Annotated in this window: 24 protein-coding genes and 1 tRNA gene; 18 read left to right on the top strand and 7 right to left on the bottom strand. The window is 35.0% G+C overall.

The features are described 5' to 3' along the window. Positions 1 to 97 precede the first annotated feature (97 nt). The 4 genes from EQG68_RS08205 (at position 98) to guaB (ending at position 5,008) form a co-directional block, all read left to right on the top strand. The gene (locus tag EQG68_RS08205) at positions 98 to 574 is read left to right on the top strand and encodes a DUF6495 family protein (protein WP_129464329.1); all 477 of its coding nucleotides are present in this window, start codon (positions 98 to 100) and stop codon (positions 572 to 574) included. A gap of 13 nt (positions 575 to 587) precedes the next feature. After that, the gene (gene ligA / locus EQG68_RS08200; RefSeq protein ID WP_129464328.1) at positions 588 to 2,789 is read left to right on the top strand and encodes an NAD-dependent DNA ligase LigA; all 2,202 of its coding nucleotides are present in this window, start codon (positions 588 to 590) and stop codon (positions 2,787 to 2,789) included. Further along, entirely contained in the window at positions 2,782 to 3,471 is a 690-nt protein-coding gene (locus tag EQG68_RS08195; protein ID WP_129464327.1) for a lysoplasmalogenase family protein, read from the top strand. The genes ligA and EQG68_RS08195 overlap by 8 nt, the downstream gene beginning before the upstream one ends. Positions 3,472 to 3,535: 64 nt before the next feature. Further along, on the top strand, positions 3,536 to 5,008 hold the full coding sequence (gene guaB / locus EQG68_RS08190) for an IMP dehydrogenase (RefSeq protein ID WP_129464326.1): 1,473 nt from the start codon (positions 3,536 to 3,538) through the stop codon (positions 5,006 to 5,008). A gap of 554 nt (positions 5,009 to 5,562) precedes the next feature. Here the strand turns inward: guaB and EQG68_RS08185 are convergent. Both EQG68_RS08185 and EQG68_RS08180 read right to left on the bottom strand, forming a co-directional pair. Further along, a tRNA-Tyr gene (locus tag EQG68_RS08185) sits at positions 5,563 to 5,644 on the bottom strand. Positions 5,645 to 5,796: 152 nt separating this feature from the next. Then, the gene (locus EQG68_RS08180) at positions 5,797 to 6,927 is read right to left on the bottom strand and encodes a TlpA disulfide reductase family protein (protein WP_129464325.1); all 1,131 of its coding nucleotides are present in this window, start codon (positions 6,925 to 6,927) and stop codon (positions 5,797 to 5,799) included. Positions 6,928 to 7,091: 164 nt separating this feature from the next. Here EQG68_RS08180 and EQG68_RS08175 point away from each other — a divergent pair, with 164 nt between their 5' ends. Continuing rightward, positions 7,092 to 8,069 carry a Gfo/Idh/MocA family protein gene (locus EQG68_RS08175; protein ID WP_129464324.1) on the top strand — a complete coding sequence of 326 codons (978 nt, stop codon included), beginning with the start codon at positions 7,092 to 7,094 and terminating at the stop codon, positions 8,067 to 8,069. Positions 8,070 to 8,153: 84 nt separating this feature from the next. Here the strand turns inward: EQG68_RS08175 and EQG68_RS08170 are convergent, their stop codons facing one another. Then, positions 8,154 to 8,855 (bottom strand): peroxiredoxin, encoded by a 702-nt coding sequence (locus tag EQG68_RS08170; RefSeq protein ID WP_129464323.1) that lies wholly within the window; start codon positions 8,853 to 8,855, stop codon positions 8,154 to 8,156. A gap of 222 nt (positions 8,856 to 9,077) precedes the next feature. Here EQG68_RS08170 and EQG68_RS15240 point away from each other — a divergent pair, with 222 nt between their 5' ends. The 10 genes from EQG68_RS15240 (at position 9,078) to EQG68_RS08125 (ending at position 15,842) form a co-directional block, all read left to right on the top strand. Beyond that, on the top strand, positions 9,078 to 9,488 hold the full coding sequence (locus tag EQG68_RS15240; protein ID WP_246011684.1) for a hypothetical protein: 411 nt from the start codon (positions 9,078 to 9,080) through the stop codon (positions 9,486 to 9,488). A 78-nt stretch (positions 9,489 to 9,566) separates the two neighbouring features. After that, positions 9,567 to 10,067 carry a Tll0287-like domain-containing protein gene (locus tag EQG68_RS15235; RefSeq protein WP_246011682.1) on the top strand — a complete coding sequence of 167 codons (501 nt, stop codon included), beginning with the start codon at positions 9,567 to 9,569 and terminating at the stop codon, positions 10,065 to 10,067. Further along, on the top strand, positions 10,060 to 10,260 hold the full coding sequence (locus EQG68_RS08160; RefSeq protein WP_129464322.1) for a DUF6132 family protein: 201 nt from the start codon (positions 10,060 to 10,062) through the stop codon (positions 10,258 to 10,260). The genes EQG68_RS15235 and EQG68_RS08160 overlap by 8 nt, the downstream gene beginning before the upstream one ends. After that, positions 10,261 to 10,869 (top strand): class I SAM-dependent methyltransferase, encoded by a 609-nt coding sequence (locus EQG68_RS08155; protein ID WP_129464321.1) that lies wholly within the window; start codon positions 10,261 to 10,263, stop codon positions 10,867 to 10,869. Continuing rightward, positions 10,853 to 11,308 carry a methyltransferase family protein gene (locus EQG68_RS08150; protein ID WP_129464320.1) on the top strand — a complete coding sequence of 152 codons (456 nt, stop codon included), beginning with the start codon at positions 10,853 to 10,855 and terminating at the stop codon, positions 11,306 to 11,308. The genes EQG68_RS08155 and EQG68_RS08150 overlap by 17 nt, the downstream gene beginning before the upstream one ends. Before the next feature lie 98 nt (positions 11,309 to 11,406). Then, complete coding sequence (locus tag EQG68_RS08145) at positions 11,407 to 11,601, top strand: DUF2892 domain-containing protein (RefSeq protein ID WP_129464319.1); 195 nt, start codon at positions 11,407 to 11,409, stop codon at positions 11,599 to 11,601. Then, positions 11,598 to 11,900 (top strand): thioredoxin family protein, encoded by a 303-nt coding sequence (locus EQG68_RS08140; RefSeq protein ID WP_129464318.1) that lies wholly within the window; start codon positions 11,598 to 11,600, stop codon positions 11,898 to 11,900. The genes EQG68_RS08145 and EQG68_RS08140 overlap by 4 nt, the downstream gene beginning before the upstream one ends. 11 nt (positions 11,901 to 11,911) lie before the next feature. Then, complete coding sequence (locus EQG68_RS08135) at positions 11,912 to 13,261, top strand: cytochrome ubiquinol oxidase subunit I (RefSeq protein ID WP_129464317.1); 1,350 nt, start codon at positions 11,912 to 11,914, stop codon at positions 13,259 to 13,261. Positions 13,262 to 13,269: 8 nt separating this feature from the next. Then, positions 13,270 to 14,307 (top strand): cytochrome d ubiquinol oxidase subunit II, encoded by a 1,038-nt coding sequence (cydB, locus tag EQG68_RS08130; protein ID WP_129464316.1) that lies wholly within the window; start codon positions 13,270 to 13,272, stop codon positions 14,305 to 14,307. 74 nt (positions 14,308 to 14,381) lie between these two features. Next, on the top strand, positions 14,382 to 15,842 hold the full coding sequence (locus EQG68_RS08125; RefSeq protein ID WP_129464315.1) for an NAD(P)/FAD-dependent oxidoreductase: 1,461 nt from the start codon (positions 14,382 to 14,384) through the stop codon (positions 15,840 to 15,842). 232 nt (positions 15,843 to 16,074) lie between these two features. Here EQG68_RS08125 and EQG68_RS08120 read toward each other — a convergent pair whose 3' ends face one another. From EQG68_RS08120 to EQG68_RS08105, 4 genes are all read right to left on the bottom strand, one after another. Next, positions 16,075 to 17,043, bottom strand: a complete 969-nt coding sequence (locus EQG68_RS08120) for a transporter family protein (RefSeq protein ID WP_129464314.1) — start codon at positions 17,041 to 17,043, stop codon at positions 16,075 to 16,077. Between the two features lie 2 nt (positions 17,044 to 17,045). After that, on the bottom strand, positions 17,046 to 18,083 hold the full coding sequence (locus EQG68_RS08115; RefSeq protein ID WP_129464313.1) for a cytochrome-c peroxidase: 1,038 nt from the start codon (positions 18,081 to 18,083) through the stop codon (positions 17,046 to 17,048). 119 nt (positions 18,084 to 18,202) lie between these two features. Continuing rightward, complete coding sequence (locus EQG68_RS08110; RefSeq protein ID WP_129464312.1) at positions 18,203 to 18,985, bottom strand: MbnP family protein; 783 nt, start codon at positions 18,983 to 18,985, stop codon at positions 18,203 to 18,205. A 90-nt stretch (positions 18,986 to 19,075) separates the two neighbouring features. Next, the gene (locus EQG68_RS08105; RefSeq protein WP_129464311.1) at positions 19,076 to 19,423 is read right to left on the bottom strand and encodes a hypothetical protein; all 348 of its coding nucleotides are present in this window, start codon (positions 19,421 to 19,423) and stop codon (positions 19,076 to 19,078) included. Positions 19,424 to 19,589: 166 nt separating this feature from the next. Between EQG68_RS08105 and EQG68_RS08100 the strand changes: the two genes are divergently transcribed. From EQG68_RS08100 to EQG68_RS08090, 3 genes are all read left to right on the top strand, one after another. Then, positions 19,590 to 20,903, top strand: coding sequence for a TolC family protein (locus tag EQG68_RS08100; RefSeq protein ID WP_129464310.1), 1,314 nt, complete (start codon positions 19,590 to 19,592; stop codon positions 20,901 to 20,903). Between the two features lie 102 nt (positions 20,904 to 21,005). Then, positions 21,006 to 22,085, top strand: a complete 1,080-nt coding sequence (locus EQG68_RS08095) for an efflux RND transporter periplasmic adaptor subunit (protein ID WP_129464309.1) — start codon at positions 21,006 to 21,008, stop codon at positions 22,083 to 22,085. Between the two features lie 78 nt (positions 22,086 to 22,163). Next, positions 22,164 to 25,364 (top strand): efflux RND transporter permease subunit, encoded by a 3,201-nt coding sequence (locus EQG68_RS08090; protein ID WP_129464308.1) that lies wholly within the window; start codon positions 22,164 to 22,166, stop codon positions 25,362 to 25,364. Positions 25,365 to 25,409 lie beyond the last annotated feature (45 nt).

Here is a 25,409-nt window from a genome sequence, read left to right as displayed (position 1 = left end):
GGAGGGATCTCATAAAAAATTATGAATAATTAAAAAAAACTAAGCTTCTCAGTTTCTCAGCAACTCAGCAACTCAGAATCTCAGCAACTCAGAAATAATGAAATATACCAGACTAACCAAAGAACAATTCGAAGCCCTTCACCAAGAATTTGCTAATTTTTTAGCCACACAATCCATCGATAAAAAAGAATGGGACGATTTAAAAACTAACAAACCGGAAATTGCGGAACAAGAAATGGATGTTTTCTCCGATTTAATCTGGGAAGGCGTTTTATCGCAAGCCAACTATTTAGAACATTTTTCTAAAAACCATATTTTTCTATTTCATTGTTTAGATAAAGAAGTGCAGTCGATCGTTCTGAAAACATTGGAACCTGAAGTCGATTTTATGACCACAAAAGGATTAGAATGGATGGTAAAAAATATGTTCACCGATGCAATCGACATTCATGTGGGACGAAAAGAATACCAAGGCGAACGCAATGCTGCCATTTTTGACATTATTCAACAAGGAGCAATTTTAAGTGACGGACAATTGTATAAACAAATTGATAATATTATAAACGCAACGTAAATTTATATTGTTTATGGAGGATTATAAAGATTTTTTATTGAAACAACTTGCAATATATGAGGTTGAAGGAAATTTATTTGAGAGCCAAAGAGATATTAGAGATTTTAATTTTAAAATTGATTCTAATAGAAAAAGATATTTATTTAATTTATTAATTGAGAATAATATTACATATGAGCGTGTTAAATTATTAACCAAAGGTCTAAGAGAAAGTCTGAAAGAACATAGTGTTAATTATTATGAGAGAGGAATTAGCAAAATATCTGATTATGAATATGATATTTTATTCAAAATTTTAACTGACTTAGAGGAAATTCTTGGGGAATTTATTCCCTCCAGTATAACTAGAAAAGTTGGTATAAACCCAATTAGAAATAAAAAACCAAACAAAAAATACCAGACAAGTAATAAATATTTCAAGACTTTTGAACATAAGTTTAAAATGTATTCACTAGATAATTCATATTCAAGAGAAGATATTGAAGATTGGAGAAAAAGAATTATTAAGGAACTAGGAACTGAGGATTTTGAATATACTTGTGAACTAAAGTATGACGGAGCTTCTATAAGTATACAATATAAAGAAGGCAAATTATTTCAAGCTCTTACACGCGGTGATGGTTTTTTTGGAGAAGATGTAACTGAGAATGTTAAAACAATTAAATCTATTCCAAAATTTTTAACTGAAGATTATCCTCTTGATTTATTTGCTAGAGGAGAAATTATTATTCCTACTGATGAATTTGAAAAAATGAATCAAGAATTAATTGAGATAGGTGAAACACCTTTTTCAAATCCTAGAAATACGGCTTCAGGAAGTTTAAAAATAAAAGATGTTAATGAAGTTTCTAAGAGACCGCTAGACTGTTTATTCTATTCATTTATTGTTAATTATGAGGAAATAAACTCACCTTTTAATTCTCAGTTTCATAGTTTAGAGAAAGGGAGAAATTGGGGATTCAAAGTGCCCACACAATCCAAATTGGCCAAAAACATGCAAGAAGTTTTGGAATTTATCAATTATTGGGATGTTCATCGCCATGATTTGCCTTATGAAACTGATGGGGTTGTGATCAAAGTGAATAGTTTGCAACACCAAGACGAGTTGGGATATACAGCAAAATCACCTCGTTGGGCGATGGCTTATAAATTTAAATCAGAGCAAGTCTACACACGATTAAATTCCATTTCCTATCAAGTGGGAAGAACAGGAGCGATTACCCCGGTGGCGAATTTAGAACCGGTACAATTGGCAGGAACAATTGTCAAAAGAGCTTCTTTGCATAACGCCGATCAAATTGAGAAACTGGATATTCGCATAGGAGATAAAGTTTTTGTAGAAAAAGGTGGCGAAATCATTCCGAAAATTATTGCGGTTGCTGAACGAGGTAATGAAACCGAACCTACGCATTATATCACACATTGTCCGGAATGTCAAACGAAGTTGGAACGCAAAGAAGGCGAAGCCAATCATTATTGTCCGAATTTTTATGGTTGTCCGCCACAGATTATTGGTCGCATTCAGCACTACATTACCCGAAAAGCAATGGACATTGAAGGATTGGGTGGCGAAACGGTGGCGTTGCTTTATCAAAATGGATTGGTAAAAAATTATGCCGATTTGTATGATTTAAAAATCGAACAAATTCTTCCGTTGGAACGAATGGCTCAAAAAAGTGCAGAGAATTTAATCAACGGAATTGAAAAGTCAAAAGAAGTACCGTTTGAACGGGTTTTGTATGCGTTGGGAATTCGGTATGTAGGTGAAACGGTAGCCAAAAAGTTAGCGAAACATTATAAAAATATAGATGCTATTGCCAATGCCAGTTTAATGGATTTGATTTTGGTAGATGAAATAGGAGATAAAATTGCCCAAAGTGTGATCGAGTTTTTTGAAAATATCGAAAACAGATTAACCATCGAACGTTTAAAATCCGTTGGAATTCAGTTTGAATTAGTTGAAAACAACACACAAGTAAGTGATAAGTTTGCCGGGAAAACGTTTGTAGTTTCCGGTGTTTTTGAAAAATTTTCTCGTGATGATTTAAAGAAAGCCATCGAAGATAATGGTGGAAAAGTAGGAAGTTCTATTTCTGCCAAAACGGATTATGTGGTTGCCGGAGAAAATATGGGACCGGCGAAATTGGAAAAAGCCAATCAGTTAAAAATTAATATTATTAGTGAAGAGGATTTTATACAAATGATAAATGAATAAACAAAAACCAGCCTTTTATCTTTATATCATTTCCAGTTTACTGGTTTTGACAGCAATTCTTTTTGACATTCAGGAATTAGAATTATTTGCTAAGCCCATTGTAATACCGGCTATCTTTTTTTATTATTTACAACACCGATTTAAACGAATGAATTGGTGGTTTTCCATTTCATTATTAGCTTGTTTTGTGGGTGATATGTTGGTTTTACTCGATGCTGATATTGATGTTCTTTGGATAATTCTCTGCTTTTTTATTAGTTATTGCATACTGATTAAATTTGGAATTGATGATTTAGTACCACAAAAACTTTCAATTTCGAATATTTTTTTAGGAATTTTAATCATTGTCTTTTTGTTATTTGTATTGTTTTCCATTATCGATTTGATTGAACCTGAATCCACAGAACGTTATATTATTTTTTTATTTTATGGATTTACGTTGCTGATTCTTACCGTAATATCCTTGATTAATTTCTTTTCTGAAGCATCTAAAGCGGCATTGTATTTTTCGATTATGGCTTTGTGTATCGTGATTTCTGACGTGTTTTATTCCTTTTATCATTTCATTGAACCGATTGATATGTTTAATTATATCAATATTTTCTTCCAATTGATTACCTATTATTGTATGGTTTCTTATTTTTTAGTTCGGATAGAAAAACCTTCAAAATTTAACCGTTAATTCAACGTAATTTGTATCGTTAAATTTTGTATATTTGCACGCAATTTAACTACAAATTGCAACCATGAAAGCACACACAACAAAAATCATCGGTGAAGGATTAACCTACGATGATGTTCTGCTGATTCCCAACTACTCTGAAGTTTTACCCCGCGAAGTAAGTATTCAATCTAAATTTTCACGAAATATAACGCTGAATGTTCCAATTGCCTCAGCTGCAATGGATACCGTAACTGAAAGTTCAATGGCGATTGCGATGGCTCAAGAAGGCGGCATTGGTGTTTTGCATAAAAATATGTCGATCGATCAACAAGCCGCTAAAGTGCGAAAAGTGAAAAGGGCAGAAGCCGGAATGATATTGGATCCTGTTACCCTACCTTTAACAGCAACCGTTGGCGATGCAAAAGCAGCGATGCGTGAATTTAGCATTGGCGGAATTCCAATTGTAGATGAAAACGGAATTTTAAAAGGTATTGTAACCAACCGTGATTTGCGATTTGAAAAATTAAATTCCCGTTCTATTTTAGAAGTGATGACTTCAGAAAATTTAATTACTGCCGAAGAAGGAACAACTTTACAACAAGCGGAAGGAATTTTGCAAGAAAATAAGATTGAAAAACTTCCGGTGATTGATAAAAATTATAAATTGGTGGGGTTAATTACCTTTCGGGATATTACAAAACTGACACAAAAACCAATTGCGAATAAAGATAAATTTGGTCGTTTACGTGTGGCTGCCGCTCTTGGCGTAACAGCAGATGCAATAGAACGTGCCACCGCTTTGGTGAATGCCGGAGTGGATGCTGTCATAATCGACACAGCTCACGGACATACGCAAGGCGTTGTAACGGTTTTAAAACAAGTGAAAGCCAAATTTCCTGATTTGGATGTGGTGGTTGGAAATATCGCTACACCAGAAGCGGCATTATATCTAGTAGAAAACGGAGCCGATGCGGTGAAAGTGGGTATTGGTCCCGGTTCCATTTGTACAACACGAGTGGTTGCCGGAGTTGGATTTCCACAGTTTTCTGCGGTGTTGGAAGTGGCAGCCGCCATTAAGGGTAGTGGGGTTCCTGTTATTGCAGATGGAGGAATACGTTATACGGGAGATATTCCAAAAGCAATTGCTGCCGGAGCTGATTGTGTGATGTTAGGTTCATTATTAGCCGGAACGAAAGAATCACCGGGTGAAACCATCATATTTGAAGGAAGAAAATTCAAATCATACCGCGGAATGGGTTCGGTGGAAGCGATGCAAGAAGGTTCAAAAGATCGCTATTTTCAAGATGTGGAAGATGATGTGAAGAAGTTGGTTCCGGAAGGAATTGTGGGCCGAGTTCCATACAAAGGCGAATTAAACGAAAGTATGCAACAATTCATTGGCGGACTTCGTGCCGGAATGGGTTATTGCGGTGCAAAAGATATTCCGACGCTACAAGAAGCCGGAAAATTTGTGCGAATTACAGCCAGCGGAATAGGGGAAAGCCATCCACATAATGTAACAATTACGAAAGAGGCTCCGAATTATTCGAGGTAGTTTTTTTGTCATTAATAAAAAATAGAGGCCCACGATTAAATCGATGGGCTTTTTTTATCCAACAAATTCCCAATTCTTACAAAAGCGAGTTTCTTTATTTTTATTTAAATTTGTAGTAAGGTTTCTTAGTATTCCATAGAATGTTATCTGCTGGCGAGAAAGGATTACCTTCGGTGAGCCTGAGAGGAGGAAACCTTACCCAAAACAAAAATCCCCGAAACTTACAAAAGAGAGTTTCTTTATTTTAAATTCAAATTTGTAGTAAGGTTTCTTAGTATTCCATAGAATGTTATCTGCTGGCGAGAAAGGATTACCTTCGGTGAACCTGAGAGGAGGAAACCATACCCAAAACAAAAATCCCCGACACTTACAAATGAGAGTTTCTTTATTTTAAATTCAAATTTGTAGTAAGGTTTCTTAGTATTCCATAGAATGTTATCTGCTGGCGAGAAAGGATTACCTTCGGTGAGCCTGAGAGGAGGAAACCTTACCCAAAACAAAAATCCCGACACTTACAAAAGTAAACTTTTGACGTGTCAGGGATTTTTGTTTTGTGGGGAGAGCAGGATTCGAACCTGCGAAGATGTAATCAGCGGATTTACAGTCCGCCCTCGTTGGCCGCTTGAGTATCTCCCCCCTGCATTATGCGGTTGCAAATATAGAATTGTTTTTACATAGTACAAACCTTTTTACGCTATAATTTTCAATTATATGATAAGCGTTTGGGAATGAGTATCATAAAAAAATCCCCAATTCGGGGATTTTATATGATATTTTTTCATAAAGAATTAAGAGCCTAATAATTCGATAACTTTTGCTTTCAATTCGTCACCTCTTAAGTCTTTTGCAACAATTTTTCCAGAAGCATCTAAGATAAATGTGGCAGGTATGCTTTTTATACTATATTTTTTAGCTATTGGTTCGTTCCAATATTTTAAATTTGATACTTGAGGCCAATTTAATTTATCTGCAGTGATAGCATCTTTCCATTTTTTTTCATCACCTTCTTTATCCAAAGAAACTCCAATAATGTTCAAACCCTTGTCGTGAAATTCGTTATACAAAGCCACCACATTTGGATTTTCTTTTCGGCATGGACCACACCAAGAAGCCCAAAAATCGATGATGGTTACTTTACCTAGCGATTCTTTAAGAGAAACTAGTTTTCCATCCTGATTAGGAGCAGAAAATTCCGGAGCTTGCTTTCCAATTTCTGCGGCAGAATTATTCATAATCATTTCACCTACACTTTTACCTGGTTTGGTATCTTTGACATTTTTATCAAGATTATTATAAATTTTTTCAATTCTAAAGAAATCGGCATCCGGCTGATAAAGCATACTTTGAATCATTAATACACAAATGAAAGCCTTAGGGTTATCTTCACAAAAAGTAAAATTATAATTTTTTTCCTCTTCTTTCAATTGTAAAAAATTATCTCTCAGAGCATTCACTGTTAAAGAGTCATTTGATTGAACGGCAGCCTCCATCTTTTCTTTGTTAACACTTCTGAAATCAGCTATTTTTTTCTGAATTTTAAATTGACCTAAATTATATTTTGCAAACTGTTCGTTATTAAAAGTTCCACCAATCTTAGATTTATTAATACTGTCTTTAAAAATAGAAATATTTATTTCACCATTTTCAAGAACAAATATAACTTTGCCAGGAATGTTTTCTACTTGTAAAAAGTGTAGTTCAGGTTCATTTGAAATTCCTTTGAATTCGAATTTTCCTTCCATTACAACTGTTGTATCAACAGATTTTAAATTCATAGTTTCATCTTGGGTTTCAAGTATGATGAATTTACCATTTTCAATTCCTTCAGCAATTCCTTTAATAACATATTCATTATCTTCCAATTTATTACAAGCTATAAATATAGAAGCTGTAACAAGTAATACAAATATTTTTTTCATTTTTATGATTATTTATTTCGGTAGCAAAAGTATTCAAAATATTAGAGTATAGCGGTACAGATTAACTTATTTTTAAAAGTACTATAAATATTGGTAGAATATTTTGAAAGTAATTTTTGAGGATGAAATTAATTACTACTTTTAGCACATAAAAAAAATAATTTATGCCGTTAAATAATACGATAAAATGGGGAATTATTGGTTGTGGAAACGTGACTGAAAAAAAAAGTGGCCCAGCTTATTCAAAGATAAATGGTTTTGAATTATTTGCTGTCATGCGAAGAGATAAAGAAAAAGCAAAAGAGTATGCTTTACGACACAAAGTACCTCACTATTTTACTAATGCAGATGAGTTGATTAATCACACAGAAATTGATGCAATTTATATTGCTACTCCACCGGATTCTCATAAATTTTACGCTTTAAAAGTAGCACAAGCCGGAAAACCTTGTTGTATAGAAAAACCCATGGCTTTAAATTATGACGAATGCCTTACAATTCTAAATGTTTTTGAAGAAAAGAAATTACCTCTTTTTGTGGCTTATTACAGAAGGTCATTACCACGTTTTAACCAAATTAAAGTATGGTTGGATACTAAAGAGATAGGTGAAATTCGTCATGTAAGTTGGTTTTTAAGCAAAGTTCCTTCTCCCATTGATTTAGCACAAACTTACAATTGGCGAACTGATTCTAAAATTGCTCCTGGTGGCTATTTTGAAGATTTAGCTAGTCACGGAATCGATTTGTTTGTTTATTATTTTGGAGAAATCACTTCTGCTAACGGAATTAGTATAAATCAGCAAAAGCTTTATTCAGCAAAAGATGCTATTGTTGCCAATTGGCAACATAAATCAGGTGTAACGGGTTCCGGAACATGGAATTTTGGCAGTTTTGAGCGAAAAGATAAAGTAGAAATTATCGGTAGTAAAGGAAAAATTGAATTTGCTGTTTTTGATGAAGTCCCTCTATTTCTTACCAATCAAAATGGGACAAAAGAGGTTTTTATCGATCATCCCGAAAATATTCAGTTGTATCATGTACAAAATATGCGTGATCATCTCTTAGGATTTTCTGTTCATCCTTCTCTTGGAAAATCTGCCGCTCACACTAATTGGGTTATGGATAAAATTGTAGGATTCTGATTTTTCAATCACTTATAGAAACTTTTTTAATATAAAAAAACCGTCCTTTTCAGAACGGCTTCTCCACATTTGCTTACCTTAGTATTATTTTTTTAAAACTGTATTTAATACTAAATCTTTGTCTAATTTTTTGGTACAGAAAAACCAATCTTTACAATCTAAGTTTTCAGTATCATCCATGCGTTCTTTGGCTACTCCACATGACCCTGCAGTGGGTACAATAACATCATCACCCGGTCTCCAATCTGCCGGACAGGCAATGTCAAAGGCATCTGCGGTTTGTAACGCAATTAAAGCTCTGTAAATTTCATCAAAATTTCTACCGATGCTCAAAGGATAATATAAAATGGTACGAATTGTTCCTTTCGGATCTACAAAAAATACCGCTCTTACTGCTTTGGTATTGCTTTCGCCCTCCATGATCATTCCGTATTTTTTGGAAACTTCCATCGTGATGTCTTCAATCAAAGGGAATTTTACTTCAATGTCTTTCATTCCTTTGTACTCAATTTTTTCTTTGATGGTTCTCAACCATGCAATGTGGCTGTACAAACCATCAACAGATAATCCTAACAATTCGCAGTTTGCTTCTTGAAATTGTTTTTCCATACTGGCAAAAGTCATGAACTCTGAGGTGCAAACCGGAGTAAAATCAGCAGGATGACTAAAGAATATTACCCATTTTCCTTCATAATCTTTTGGGAAGTTAATGGTTCCTTGTGTTGAAATTGCGGTAAACTCTGGTGCTTGTTCTCCAATTCTCGGCATAAATACTTGATTTTCCATTTTTTTATGTTTTTAATAAGTTACTATGATTTAATGGCACAAATTTCGGCTGATTATTTCATTTGAATTGTAACAAATGTTTTATAACATAATAATTATCTATGAATATTTTAAAACAATAGGTTTTTATTATACTATTGGGTTCTAACTAATCTTTTTCTGTAACAAACGTTACAACATTACATATTACGAATGATTACTTTTGAAAAAATATTATACATCATGAAAAATATAAGTTTCTTATTCGCTATTTTATTATTGATGAGTTGCCAAAATGAGAAAAAAGAATATCAAAAAGTAGAGGAACAAAATACTATCGCGTCCAATTTTGACCCATTAGAAGCCAAAAAACTCATGGAAACCCATTGCTATCTTTGTCATAGTCCATCTGCTGAAGAAAAACAAGGTAGAATTGCTCCGCCTATGGTAGCCATCAAAGCCAGGTATATAGATAAGGAAGGCTACAACAAAGCCGAATTTATTGAAAATGTAAAAGCGTTTGTAGCCCATCCTACAAAAGAAAAAGCCCTGATGTATGGTGCAGTAAAAAAACATGGACTCATGCCCAAACAAGTTTTTCCGGAAGGTAGTGTGGAAAAAATAGCGACTTTTATGTTTGATTATCAAATTTAAGAACCCGAATGGTTTAAAGCCCATTGGGAAGGTCACGGTAATAAAAATTGGACACAATCCGGTAAAAAACTTCAAGAAATGGAGACGGCTAAAACCTATGCCGATATCGGTTTAGATTATGCTTTGGGTACCAAAAAAGTGTTGGGTAAAAATTTAATGGAAGCCATTCAGCAAAAAGGAACTATGGAAGCCTTGACCTTTTGTAACCATCAAGCGATTCCGTTGACAGATAGTATAGCATTGCATTACAAAGCTACTATTAAAAGGGTTTCCGACAAAAATCGAAATCCAAACAATAAAGCCAATGCAGAAGAATTAAAGTATATTACTCAATTCAAAAAAGAGCTAGCCAACAAGAAAGAAATCAAACCGATTACTTTAGAAAAAAAAGATAAAGTTCAGTTTTATTACCCAATTGAAACCAACACGATGTGTTTGCAATGCCATGGAAAACAAATTAAACCTGAAGTTCAACGTCAAATTCTAAAATTATATCCTAACGATTTAGCTTTTGGATATGGCGAAAATGAAGTGAGAGGTATTTGGAGTATTACTTTTGAGAAGAAAAAAAATGAATAAAAAAGCAATTATTATTACCGCTATTGGAGTCGTAATCGGACTAATTGCCGGCTACTTATATTACCAACAAATTGGTTGCGTCAGTGGAACCTGTGCCATTACTTCGAAGCCATTAAACAGTACTTTATACGGTGGATTAATGTGTGGTTTGTTATTCAATTTATTCGTAACTTCACCCAAAAAGAAAGACTAAATGAAACAATTTTGGAACGAACGTTATGCTGAGAAGGAGTTTGCCTTTGGCAAAGAACCAAACCAATTTCTAAAAGATAACCTTCACAAATTACGAAAAGGAAAAATATTATTTGTAGCTGAAGGAGAAGGGAGAAATGCTGTTTTTGCCGCTGAAAACGGCTATACTGTTGTTGCTTTTGATTATAGTGAATCAGCTAAAAATAAAGCAATAACGCTTGCAAAAGAGCAAAATGTAGAGCTTGATTATTTGGTTTCTGATGTGATGGAATTACCTTTTGAACCTGAAAGTTTTGATGCGATAGTATTCATTTTTGCCCATTTTCCCTCAGAAATTCGTAAACAAGCCCACCAAAAGTTAGTTTTTTTACTAAAACCAGATGGGAAAATTTTATTTGAAGCTTTTGAAAAAAATCAACTTCAATATACCTCTGGTGGTCCGAAAGAGGTAACGATGCTTTTTTCAGAAGAGGAAATCAAAGCAGAATTTCCTCTTATTTGTTTTGATCTTTTAGAAACAACGGTAATCAATTTAAATGAAGGGCCATATCACCAAGGAAAAGGGGTTGTCATTCGATTTATAGGAACAAAGCATGAAAAAAACAACTAAAGATTATCTTTTTGTATTCATTCAATTTCTCCTTTTTGGAGCTTATACTTTTGATTTTTTTTCTCCTTTAGCCATTCCAAATTACATGGCCACTTTAGGAATGGGAATAGCAATTATTGGACTAATAATAGCTGTTTTAACCGTATTTGAATTGAAAACCAACTTGTCCGTTTTCCCAACCCCAACCGAAAAAGCAGTTCTTTTAACACATGGATTTTTCCGTTTTAGCCGTCATCCCATTTATACCGGAATTTTGATGTTTGTTTTCGGATATGCACTAAACAGTTATTCTACTTATAAACTTCTGATTGGTGTTTTTTTATTGATTTGGTTTTATCTAAAATCAATATATGAAGAAGAACAACTTTCGGAAAAATTCAAAGAATACAAAGCCTACCAAGAAAAAGTGGGTCGGTTTCTCCCGAAAATAAATAGTTAATACTCGTTTAAAATAATTGTTGAAAAAATCAAAACTGTGTGATATTTGTTACAGTTTAGGTTAAAGCCATAAATTACTTTTACATCAAAATTCAAATGATGAAAAAAATGCTTTTCACCAACTGGCATTTGATGCGTTGGATACGTTTGTTTGCGGCTTTGGGTATTACTTATCATGCTTTTGCAACAGAACAATATTTCTTCTTATTTTTTGGGGCTTTTTTTCTTTTTCAAGCTGTTTTCAATACCTGTAGTTCGGGTAGTTGTCAAATTTCTAAATCTAAAACAGAATGAATCACGAAATAAATACCGTCATTCAAAATAATGAATTGATCTTAATTAATTTTAAATCTTCATCCTGTGACCCTTGTGAAATGATTAAACCAACTTTACAACAGGTTAAAAATTCCATTGGAAAGCGAGTTGAAATACATACCTTTGAAATAAATCAATTACCTTTTAAAATCAACCATCTACAGATTGATTCTTTGCCCTTATTAGCACTTTTTGCAAACGGAAAGTTGATTTGGAAAACCAGAGAAGTGCTTTCAAAAGAAGAAATTATCAAGAAAATGCTGGAAATAGAACCTTAAAACACAAAATTATGGATGTTGAAATATTAGCTCGAATACAATTTGCCTTCACCGTTGCCTTTCATTATATTTATCCACCATTGAGTATAGGATTAGGTTTATTGATGGTTATTTTTGAAGGACTTTACCTCAAAACCGGAAATAAAGAATACGAAGTATTAACCCGTTTTTGGCTCAAAATATTTGCCATTACTTTTGGTATTGGTGTGGCAACCGGAATCATAATGGAATTTGAGTTCGGGACCAATTGGGCAGTTTATTCCCGATATGTAGGGGATATTTTTGGTAGTGCACTCGCAGCAGAAGGTTTGTTTGCTTTTGGGCTAGAAAGTACTTTTTTAGGAATACTAATTTTTGGATGGAATCGCGTTTCACCTAAAGTTCACTTTATTTCAACCATTGGTGTTTTTCTGGGTTCCATGTTTTCTGCTGTTTGGATTGTCGTGGCAAACAGTTGGCAACAAACACCTGCCGGTTATCATATTGTTGGTGAAGGTTTTAATGCCAGAGCAGAAGTTACTGACTTTTGGGCGATGGTATTTAATCCTTCCAGTGTAGACAGGATAATTCACGTTTGGCAAGGGGCTTTTTTGGCCGGTGCCTTCATGGTTTTAAGTGTTCACGCTTATTATCTTCGTAAAGGACGTTATGAGGCTATTTCAAAAAAAGCGTTCAAAATTGCATTGGTAGTGGCAACTGTAGTATCTTTTACTCAGTTACTCTCCGGACATAGTTCTGCGGATGGTGTGGTCAAAAATCAACCGGCTAAATTGGCAGCCATGGAAGGACATTACGAACCTTCTGCTCCGGCAGATTTGTATCTTTTAGGTTGGGTGGACAATGAAAAACAAGAAGTTTCAGGTATTGCGGTTCCCGGTGGATTGTCTTTTTTGGTTCATCAAGATGTTCAAGCTCCGGTAACAGGGTTGAATGCTTTTCCAAAAGAAGATCAACCGAGCCAAGTGAATGCTGTTTTTCAATTTTATCACATTATGATTTCAATAGGAATGTTTTTGATTGCCTTAACGTTTTATGCCAGTTTTTTATGGTGGAGGGGAAAATTATTTGAAACAAAATGGCTGTTATGGATTTTCTCATTTTCCGTTTTATTACCTCAAATTGCCAATCAAGCCGGTTGGTTTGCAGCCGAAATGGGAAGGCAACCATGGATTGTGTACGGACATCTTCGAACAAGTGAAGGATTTTCGCAAGAGGTTTCAGCCAATCAAATTCTATTTTCATTGATTTTATTTTTAGTGATTTACACGCTTTTATTTTTATTGTTTTTGTATTCACTGAACAAAAAAATTAAGCATGGCCCTTATAATGAGCAAGAAGCAAATCTAAATTCAATTTACTAATGGAAAATATGGAAACTTTTTTAGGAATAGATTACCCAACCTTGTGGTATTTAGTAGTTGGTTTGTTGTTCTCCGGTTATGCCATTTTGGAAGGTTTTGATTATGGTGCCGGAGCTTGGCATTTGTTTTTCAGAAAAGATGAAAGTCGCCGTATTGCCATAAATGCCATTGGTCCGCTTTGGGATGCCAATCAGGTTTGGTTAATTATTGGGGGAGGAGCACTTTTTGCCGGTTTTCCGGTGATGTATGCCACGATGCTTTCAGCGATGTATATTCCGTTTATGTTGTTTTTGATGTTGTTGGTTTTGCGTTCGGCAGCCATCAAATTTAGAAGTGCTGAGGAAATGAAATGGTGGAGAAATTCTTGGGATTATATTTATTTTATTTCCAATACTTTAATCGCTTTTTTACTTGGAGTTGTGTTAGGAAATGTGTTGCAAGGTTTTGCTATCGGCCCTAATTATTCCTATCAAGGTGGCCTATTTTTTACTTTTTTATCTCCTTATGCTTTGATGACAGGCTTCACAACCTTATCCCTTTTTATGACCCAAGGTGCAATATTTTTGTTGTTAAAAACAGAAGGACGATTACATGCCCGACTCACTTTTTTACTTCGTAAAGGAATGATTTTTTTTATCATCAGTTTTTCAGTAACATCGCTTTACACCTTAATTTTTATTCCGGGGGTAACCGATAATTTCAGAGAAAATCCGGTTTTTTTTATTATTCCTTTGTTGTCTTTTTTAGCTGTAGCCAATGTACCTCGTTTGGTTTCTAAAAAGAAATATTTCCAGGCCTTGTTGTTTTCTTCACTCACCATGGCTTTTCTGTTGATGTTGGTGGCTTTTCAATTGTATCCTACCTTGTTGATTTCAACCTTGAATCCGAAATACAGTATCACCATTTATAATGCCGCTTCTTCAAAAAAATCACTAGGCATCATGTTGACGATTGTGTTAATTGGAGCTCCTTTATTGGCGTTTTATTTTCTATTTCTGTACCGAACTTTTAAAGGAAAAGTTATATTGGACGACACCAGTTATTAATTTTTGGTTATGTAACAATTGTTGCGTTTTGTTCTGTTAATTCCATCTAACTTCGTACAATATTTCATAACAAAATGGCAAAAATTTTAGTTTTAGGAGCAGGAATTGCCGGACATACGGCTGCAGCTCATTTACGTAGAAAATTATCCAAAGAACACGAGATTTTAGTGGTTTCTCCTAATCGAAATTATCAATGGGTTCCTTCTAATATTTGGGTGGGAATTGGACGAATGAAACCAAAAGAAGTTATTTTTCCACTTGAACCTTTATACAAACGAAAAGGCATTGGTTACAAACAAGCCAAAGCCGTTTCCTTTCATCCGGAAGGAGATTCTTCAGAAACAAATCCCTATATTTTAGTTGAAGGTGTTTTTGGAGAAAAATTAGGTAAACAGGAAAAAGTAACCTATGATTATTTAATCAATGCAACCGGTCCAAAATTAGCTTTTGATTTAACCGAAGGATTGAATCCGGGAACCAATAAAGTGTATTCGGTTTGTACGTATGATCATGCAGACCATGCTTCGAAAGCTCTTCATCAATTGATTAATGAAATAAAAAAATCAGATAAAAAGGTAAAAATTCTGATTGGTACAGGTCATGGTAAAGCAACTTGCCAAGGGGCAGCGTTTGAATATATTCTAAATGTTGAAAAAGAATTACAGAAGTTTGGTGTTCGGGATAAAGCTGAAATAACTTGGATTTCCAACGAATACGAATTAGGCGATTTTGGAATGGACGGCATGTTGATGGAATATAACGGTTTCAACATGAAATCGAAAGATATGATTGAAATGATTTTTGAAGACCGTGGAATAAAATGGATTTTAGGAGCTGCTGTAAATAAAGTGGAAGACGGATTAGTACATTACGAAAATCTGGACGGAGAATTTAAAACAGAAACGTTTGATTTTGGGATGTTAATTCCGGCTTTTTCCGGTCATGGATTTCAGGCGTATGATAAAACCGGACAAAATATAACTGAAAAATTATTCAAAGGATTTATGATTGTTGATGCGGATTATACATCAAAACCATACGAAGATTGGTCAGTTCAAGATTGGCCGGAAACGTATCAAAATCCAAGTTATAAAAACATTTTTGCACCCGGAATTGCTTTTGCACCGCCACATTCCATTTCTAAACCCAGAAAAAGTAAAAACGGAACAGAAATTTTTCCGTCTCCACCCAGAACCGGAATGCCCTCCGGAATCACTGCTAAATTGGTAGCCGACAATATTATCGATTCTATAAAATTGGGTAAAGAATCGATGCATCATAAAGGTTCACTTGGAAATATGGGAGCGGCTTGTATCGCCTCAGCCGGTTATGGACTCACACAAGGTAGTGGTGTCAGTATAACTACTTATCCGATTGTTCCTGATTATAAAAAATATGGTGAGACCGGCGGTCGTGACATCAAAAAAACATTTGGCGACATTGGTTTAGCTGGTCATTGGGTGAAACTTTCGCTGCATTATGCCTTTCTTTACAAAGCAAAAATGAAGCCTTTTTGGTGGTTAATTCCTGAATAAAGTTCAGAGATATACCAAAAAAAAGTTAATAACATTTAAAAATATAATTATGCAACGAATATCGATTTCACAAAAAAGAAAAATGCAAAATCCATTCATTCAGTTTTTTAAATTTTTCTATTTAAATATCAGAATATTAAAAATTGTCGCCGGTGGTCATGGTGGAACAAGATGAAATATTTTGATAGTAAAAAAGCCGTTTAGGATGATTTCTTAAGCGGCTTTTGTCTTTTTACAACATATAATTCAAATTCAAACTCCATCGATAATTGGCTTCCACATTTCCTCCGGTTAGATTTTGTTGAATAGGAATCATATAATTGGCTCCAAAGGAGAAGTTGTTTTTTCCTATCTCAATTCCCAATTTCCCCAAAAAGATATCACCGGCTGTGCCCCTCACTTTTTGACCTCGTTGATAATTATCTTCATACAGTTCACCGGCAATTCCAAGCTGAGGTGCATATGAAAAATGATTTTTTTCTACTAAATAAAATAGCGTAGAAGCATAATTAAATTGGTTTCCAAAACGGTAGGACTTATCATTTTCGGTTTTAATGACGTAGTTTACCATGTTGTTTAAACCCCAATTTTTTCTTCTGATGATATATTCTGTCGCTAAAAGATAATCCCAACTGCCGGTTCCTACTTGATAACTTGGGTTGACGCTGCCGTTGTTGGTTTCGTCAAATTTTCCGGTTGGCATTTTTACTCCACCACCGAGTTGTAAAGTATGTTTGAAAAACAAACTGTCTGATTTGGTTTGTACAATTTGATACATCCCCAAAAGTGTAATATCGCCAATTCCACTGATGTTTTGTTTACCGTTGTTACTTTCTCTGTTGTGAAAGTGATAAGGCAAAAGAACAGTTGCCTGCACATTTTTAACGATTGGAATTCTACCCCAAACTTGTATGGTATTGAAATTTTCATCGTACCATGGCGAATTGCTATATAAACCATCTGTGCTTTTATACGATTGATTAAAATAACGAATTCCGATGAAATTGGTCGTTAACATAGAGGCAAATCCCATACTTCCGCCACTGGCTGAACACCCACAGGCATCGCAATCTTCTTCTTCTTCAAAAATACCGACTCTATTCGAAAAATCATATTTTTTGAAAAGAGATAAACTGTCCTTTTCTGTTGCATGAATTGAAAAAAACACTAAAACTAAAAGGTAAGATAGATACTTTTTCATCTTTAAAATTCTGCAAATTTAGGGTTGGAAATAAATTCGTGGTCGGTAAGCGTTTTTAAAAAGGCAATGATTTTTGCTTTTTCATCTGAGTTAAGCGGAATACCCAAACTACCATTGTTATTAAGAATGGGATCTAAATTTTCAGTTGAAGTTACTCCTTGAGCATAATGATTCAACACAGCCTCCAACGTATAAAAACGACCGTCATGCATATAAGGAGCAGTCAATTCAATATTGCGTAAACTTGGTACTTTGAATTGGTATTTATGCGAAGGATTTTCTGTAACTCTGTAACGTCCGAAATCATTAATTTGAGGATTGATGGGTAAACCATTGTTTCGAAAAGTGTTATCTGTAAAAATATCAGTAGCATGACAGCTTGCACATTTTTGATTGAAAATCGCATACCCTTCTAACTCTTGCTGTGTAAGCGTTCCTCCGGTTTCGTTTCTTCTATATTTGTCGAAACGAGAATTGGTTGAGGTTAGCATCGTCATGAATTGAGCCAATGCTTTAAGCATGTTTTCCGGATTAATTTCTCCGTTGATAAAGGCTTGTTTATATAATTTTTTATACTGTGGATCATTTTTCATCATGTTCATGATGTTAACAATGTTTCCATTCATTTCCACTTCATTTGAAATGGGTGACATTGACAATAATTCTATATGGTCTGATGCTCCATCCCAAAAAAATTGCGTTTGAAAAGCCATATTTTGAATAGGAGGAGCATTTCGCGTGCCCACTCCGTCACCCACACCATGACTAAAAGTATGTCCGTGATGGGTAAAAGCATCTTCTTGAATATGACAAAAACCACAAGAAACAACACCGTCAGATGCGAGTCTTCCGTCGTAAAATATTTTTTTTCCTAACTCAAATCCTTTTTCGGTTAAAGGATTATTTGTCATATCATAAGCCAAAGGAGGAAAATTGGACGGAACTTGAAAGTCAATCGGAATATTTTGATAAGCGGCATCGTCATCGGTTTGACAACTGAAGAAACTTATAACAACTAATAAAGAGAATATTTTTCTCATAATGAAAGGATTTTAGCCCTAGTTATTAAACTATGTAAGTTTTTAAAAGAAATAAGATAAAGTCCATTTGGCTTGCAATTCAGCAACTGCAAGCCCGGACTTTTAATCAAAAAACGAAATTAATCGTTGTGTACGTGGTGAATTTCAAACATGGTTGGAACATTATTCGCCATAATATTTTGTACTTTGGTTCCTCCCATTACATCAAGACCTTCTTCAAAATTGATTTTGGTTGTACCGTCAATTACTTTTTTAAAGTCAGCCATAATGTGAACTTGTGGCGTTACATTCGTTCTTACTAAAGCTTTTTCAGGCATGTTTAACGTAACTTCTGCATAATTGTAAACATCTCCTGTTTTACCGGTATGTACTCTGTAAACAGCATCGGTGTGCGAAGTTGTTGTTGTAGTCCCTTCAAATTTCATGAATTTGTATCCTGCTGCCCATGACCATGTCATTCCTAAACCTTGAGCAGTTGTCCACATGTCCCCTTGACCGTCTGCTCCTGCATTGAATTGTTCTTGGTCAACACCAATACCAAATTTAACACTGGTATAATTAGCTGCTGGAATATTAGGTAATGTTATAATTGTACTTGCCGCATCTGCTTCATTTACAAAAAAGTAACTTTCTGATTTTGGCACAGTATAAGTTGTGCCGTCTTCTTTTGTTAAAACAATATTGCTTACGATGTAAATAGCATTATTTGGTTTTACTTTTTCGCCATTTGAATTAGTATATTCTGTTCCGAAAATTAAATCTGCATCTCCATAAACGTTGTCAAATTCTAGTTTTAGGCTTCCTTCTCCGGAAATTGGTGCATTGTCATCATCATTTGAACAAGAAGTTAAGGCAATAGTAGTCATGATGGCTAAAGCCAAATTTTTTAATTGAAATTTCATTTTTAAATGTGTTAATTGTTATAAAAGTTGAATGTAAAATTTTGCTCAAGGAGAAGTATCCTGAACGATAAAATAAAACTGAAATAGCAATTACACAGTGGGTGGGTGGAAAGTAGAAAAAGTAGTAGTGTTTTGGTAAAGATTGGAATAAAAAGAATTAAACTTTTTTATTTCTTTAAAACTAAAAAGTTGAAAATCAACTGGGAATTTTTCTAAAAATAATACTTCAATTGGCTGTTTGCTTGTTTCTTTTTTATCTGTTGATAAGGGATTGTCGCTGTCATTTGCTTTGGCCAATTCTTTCATTAAATGACATTTCCCGTTACAAGCCAATTCCGGTTTTGCTTTGTTTTCACACAATTCTTTCACTATAAAATCATAATTCACTATATATTCAAAAACAGGAATTATAGGTTTTACAAAAAGAAAAAGGGCCAATATGAAATACAGATTTTTCACACTGCAAAAGTATAAGTATTAAATCTTCTAACAAAAGAAATTATTCACAAATTTATATGGGTGTAATTTTCCTATTGGTAACAAATGTTACTGCACACCTCTTTTCATCGTTCTACTTTTGCCTTGTAATTAAGAAGTAAATCGAATGAAAACCATTAAAAATACAATTGCAATTGGGATATTTGTCTGTTCTTCAGCTGTATTCAGTCAAGATACCTTGCAAATTTCCAAAACGGATTTGACCACAAAATTATCGGATCAAAATCTTCAATTGAAAATTTCCAAACAAAATGTTGAGTCGGCTCGTTCAGATTACCGCCAATCCAATGCTCTTTTTTTGCCGAATATTTCAGCTTCTCATACGGCTATTACGACAACCAATCCGTTAATGGCCTTTGGTTCAAAATTGAATCAGGAAATTTTAACGCAAGCTGATTTTAATCCGGCGTTGTTGAATGATCCGTCTCAAGTGCAAAATTATGCAACTCGAATTGAAGTACTTCAACCCATTTTAAATGCTGATGGTTTGTTTGAACGAAAAGCAGCCAAATCCAAAATGGAAGCCTATCAATTGCAAACCGAACGCACCAAAGAATATTTAGAATTGGAAGTAAACAAAGCGTTCATGCAATTGCAATTGGCGTATAAAGCAGTTGGTGTTTTGGAAAAAGCCAATACTACCGCACAAGCCAATCTTAATTTGGTCAACAATTATTTCAAACAAGGCATGTTACAAAAAACCGATGTATTGGATGTACAAGTTCGGGTTAATGAAATTACCAATCAACTTTCGTATGCCAAAAGTAATGTGCGAAACGCCTCCGATTATTTAGCTTTTCTATTGAATGAAGATACAAAGGGTGGCATTTATAAACCGGTTGAAAATTTAGAAAATGAAATCAATCCTGCTTTGGAAATCGCTCAATTGTCTACTTCGAGAAAAGATTTTTTAGCGATGGATAAATCAACCGAAGCGTATAAGAATATGATGAAATCCGGTAAAATGAGTTTTTTACCCAGATTAAATGCTTTTGGAACTTATGAATTATACGATACCGAAATTTTTCAATTTGGAGCAAACGGTTACACCATCGGAGCTCAATTGTCTTGGAATCTTTTTGACGGATATAAATCCATCGGAAAATATGAAAAATCAAAAGTAGAACTCCAAAAAGCGGAAACGGAGGCCGAACAATACAAAAAGCAAAGTCAGTTGGAATTGAACAAAACCAACCGTCAATTGGCCGATGCTCAAAATAAAGTAGCTCTATCGAAATTGGCTTTTGAACAAACTCAGGAAAGTTTTAGAATCCGTCAAAATCGTTTCGTACAAGGATTAGAAAAAACGTCTGATTTATTGATGACGGAAACACAAACGGCTCAAAAAGAATTGGAATACTTACAGGCGGTTTTTGAATACAACTTCACCAAAATGTATTTGGAATTTTTAACAAAATAATCATTAAAAGAACACTGATTAGAGAAATTATTAAAATTATTAAAATTTCTTAAATCTGTGTTCAAGAAAAAAACAATCAATTAAAAAATAAAATTCAACCTTATGAAAATCAAAATAACATCCCTAATTATTTTTTCTGCAATTCTTTTATTTTCCTGTGGAAGCGATAGAAAAGAAACCAAAGAATTACCACCCATTTCTGTAAAAGTAAATGGTTCAATCGAAAATTCAACCAATCCTTTTGTAACGGCAAGTGGTAAAATCGAAGCTGAAAACAGTGCCAATGTAAGTACACGAATGATGGGTTACGTTACAAAAATGCATGTAAAAGTCGGTCAAAAAGTCGGAGCAGGTCAATTATTAGTAAGTATCAACAACACCGATTTACAAGCCAAAAAAGCACAAGTAGATGCTGCGATTCTTCAAGCAACTGCCGGTTATAACAATGCCAAAAAAGATTACGATCGTTTTGTAAACTTGTTTGCTCAACAAAGTGCTTCGCAAAAAGAATTGGACGACATGACCGCTCGTTTTGAAATGGCCAAAGCCGGATTGGAAGGGGCAAAGCAAATGCGAAACGAAGTGATGGCTCAATTTAATTACGCCAACATTACAGCTCCGTTTAGTGGAGTGGTGACTAATACGTTTATCAAAGAAGGCGACATGGCCAATCCGGGAATGCCTTTGGTGAGTGTAGAAGGTTCAGGAAAATTGCAAGTAACCGCGATGGTTTCTGAAAGCGATATTGCTAAAATCAAACAAGGAATGGCAGTTTCGGTTATCATTAAATCTATGAATAAAAAAGTACCCGGAAAAGTATCGGAAGTGAGTTTGTCATCCAAAAACACAGGCGGGCAATATTTAGTAAAAGTCAATTTAGATGCTACAGATAAAACCATTCTTTCCGGAATGTTTGTTAACGTACAATTTCCAATTGAAAAAGATACAAATACAACTGTTTCAGAACAAGTGATAGTCCCAACTTCGGCATTAGTGAAACAAGGTCAGCTCACCGGTATTTATACCGTTGGAAGTGGAAACGTTGCCATTTTGAGATGGTTACGCGTCGGAAAAGAGTATGGTGATAAAGTAGAAGTTCTTTCAGGCTTATCTTCCAAAGAACCGTATATCGTTTCAGCAGAAGGTAAATTGTTCAACGGAGCAAAAGTGAGTGTTCAATAAATAGTAAACAGTTTTCGGTCTTCGTTTTAAGTTAAAAAACTTGAAACCTTAAACTTGAAACTTCAAACAAAAAATATTATGCAAGAAGGTATATCAGGTAAAATTGCCAATTTCTTTATCAACTCCAAACTAACCATTTTATTAATGGTAGCGTTGATGATTATTGGTACATATAGTTCGTTTTTAATTCCACGAGAGGAAGAACCACAAATTAATGTTCCCATGGCGGATGTCATGGTGATGTATCCGGGAGCCAGTCCGTCTGAAATTGAAAGCAGAGTGGTGAAACCGTTAGAAAAAGTAATCGGAAACATCAAAGGGGTAGAGCATATTCACAGTATGGCGATGAATGGCTACTCCATGATGGTGGTGCAATTTTATGTAGGTGAAAACAGTGAAGATTCGTATGTGAAATTATATGATGAATTGATGAAACACCGAGATATGTTCCCGACAGGGGTAATGCAACCGGTAGTTAAAACCCGTTCGATTGATGATGTTCCTATGTTGGGACTAACATTGTGGAGTGAAAAATACGATGATTTTGAAATCCGACAATTAGCAGAAGAAGTAACTTCTGAAATTGAAAAGGTAAAAGATGTGGCTATTACCAAAGAAATTGGTGGACGAACCCGAGAATTGAAAGTGGTTTTAGACAAAGATAAAATGGCGGAAAATGGAGTGGATGCACTAAGCATTATGCAAATGATTCAAGCCAATAACGGGAGTTCACAATCGGGTTCTTTTGTACAAAATGATACAGAGTATTTGGTCACCACCGGAAAATTTTTAGCCACTTCTGAGGATGTTGAGAATTTAGTGGTTGGGGTGAACAACAATCTACCGGTTTATTTGAAACAGGTGGCTTCCATTCAAGATGGACCGCAAACAGCTAAAAACTATGTTTCTTTTGGCTACGGAAAAGCCAATGAAAAATATACAACATATAATTCAGAGTACCCTGCAGTAACCATTTCAATTGCCAAAGTAAAAGGGGCTGATGCGATGAAAATTGCCGAAAAAATCTTGGATAAAGTGGAAGTATTAAAGAAAACACTTATTCCGGATGATGTACATGTAGAAGTAACCCGAAATTATGGCGAAACAGCTTCGCACAAAGTAGGTGAGTTGTTATTACATTTAGGTGTAGCCATCATTGCGGTTACGGTTTTAGTAATGTTAGCCATGGGATGGAGAGGTGGTTTGGTTGTTTTCTTCTCTGTACCATTGACGTTTGCCTTAACCTTATTTAGCTATTATCTGTTAGGCTATACATTAAATCGAATCACGCTTTTTGCTTTAGTGTTTGTGGTTGGAATTGTGGTAGATGATAGTATCATTATAGCCGAAAATATGCATCGACATTTTAAATTGAAGCGATTGCCCTTTAAACAAGCTGCGATTTATGCGATTAATGAAGTAGGTAATCCAACCATTTTGGCCACATTTACGGTTATTGCGGCAATTCTTCCGATGGCTTTTGTGTCCGGAATGATGGGACCATACATGAGTCCGATGCCGATTGGTGCTTCTATCGCAATGCTTTTATCTTTATTCGTGGCTTTAACGGTGACACCTTATTTGGGTTATCATTTATTGCATGAAAAAGACGAACAAGAACAAAAAGAAGAACAAGGTCTAGAAACATCTTGGATTTATAGAATTTACAAAAAAATAGAACAACCCTTATTGGACAATTCTAAAAAGCGAAATGCGATGTTCTTAGTAACGCTTGTTTTATTGATAGGGTCAGTAGTCATGTTTTTTACCAAATCGGTAGCCGTAAAAATGTTACCTTTTGACAACAAAAATGAATTCCAAGTGGTGATTGATATGCCGGAAGGAACTACTTTAGAACGAACGGCAGCAGTTACGAAAGAAATTGCTCAATATTTGTCAACGGTTCCTGAAGTGGTGGATTATCAAAATTATATAGGTGCTTCTGCACCCATAACTTTCAATGGGTTGGTGCGTCATTATGATATGCGTGGCGGAAGCAATATGGCCGATATTCAATTGAATTTATTACACAAAGAAGACAGAGATTTACAAAGTCATGATTTAGCGAAATTAGTTCGTCCCGAAGTTCAAAAAATTGCGAAAAAATATGGAGCTAATGTAAAAATTGTTGAAGTTCCACCAGGACCTCCTGTGCTTTCCACTTTGGTGGCGGAGGTTTACGGACCCGATTATCAAGAACAAATTAAAGTGGCTAATCAAGTGAAATCTATTTTGGAAAGTACTTCTGATGTAGTGGATACCGATTGGATGGTAGAGGCTCCTCAAGTAGAATACAAATTGGAAATTGACCGAGAGAAAGCCATGTTAAACGGAATCGCTCCACAGCAAGTGGTGGGTAATTTGACGTATTTGTTACGAGAAATGCCGGTTTCCAATTTGTATGACGAACGTTCAAACAATCCGGTTGGAATTACTTTATCCTTATACGATGCAGATAAAACCTCCATCGAAGACCTTCAAAATGTAAAAATTAAAGGAAGTAGAGGCAATGTGGTTCCGGTAAGTGATTTGGTTAAAGTAACAACCGATACCTTGCAAAATACGATTTACCGTAAGGATCAAAAACGAGTGGTATATGTATTAGCCGATATGGCGGGAGCTTTGGAGAGTCCGGTGTATGCTATTTTAGGGATGAATGAAAAATTGGAAAAAATGCAACTTCCCAAAGGCTACAAAGTAAATGAATTGTATATGGAACAGCCCACAGATGAAAATGATTTTACCGTAAAATGGGATGGAGAATGGCAAATTACATTAGAAGTTTTCCGTGATTTAGGGGCTGCCTTTTTAGTAGTCATCATCATTATCTATATGTTGATTGTGGGATGGTTCCAAAACTTTAAAACCCCCATTGTGATGATGGTGGCCATTCCACTTTCCTTGGTGGGAATTGTTTTAGGTCACTGGTTGTTAGGAGCATTTTTTACAGCTACATCTTTCATCGGTATGATTGCTTTGGCCGGGGTGATGGTTCGGAACTCGGTTCTCTTAATCGACTTTATAGAAATCAGGTTAAATGACGGTATCGAAATCAAACAAGCCATAATCGAAGCCGGAGCGGTGCGAACCACGCCTATTTTGTTAACCACCGGAGCCGTAGTCATTGGAGCCTCAATTATTCTGTTTGACCCGATTTTCCAAGGATTAGCGATTTCGCTAGTGGCGGGAGCGATTGTATCGACACTCTTAACTTTAATTGTAGTACCCTTAATTTATTACATCACTGAACGGAAGAAATGGGAGAAGGATAGTGATTAGTCCTTAGTGATTAGTCCTTAGTCCATAGTGAATAGTAATTAGTAA

The organism is Flavobacterium piscinae (genome assembly GCF_004122145.1).
Lineage (GTDB): Bacteria > Bacteroidota > Bacteroidia > Flavobacteriales > Flavobacteriaceae > Flavobacterium > Flavobacterium piscinae.
Note: the sequence above shows the minus strand (reverse complement) of the source record. Positions and strands in the feature narration are given on the sequence as shown.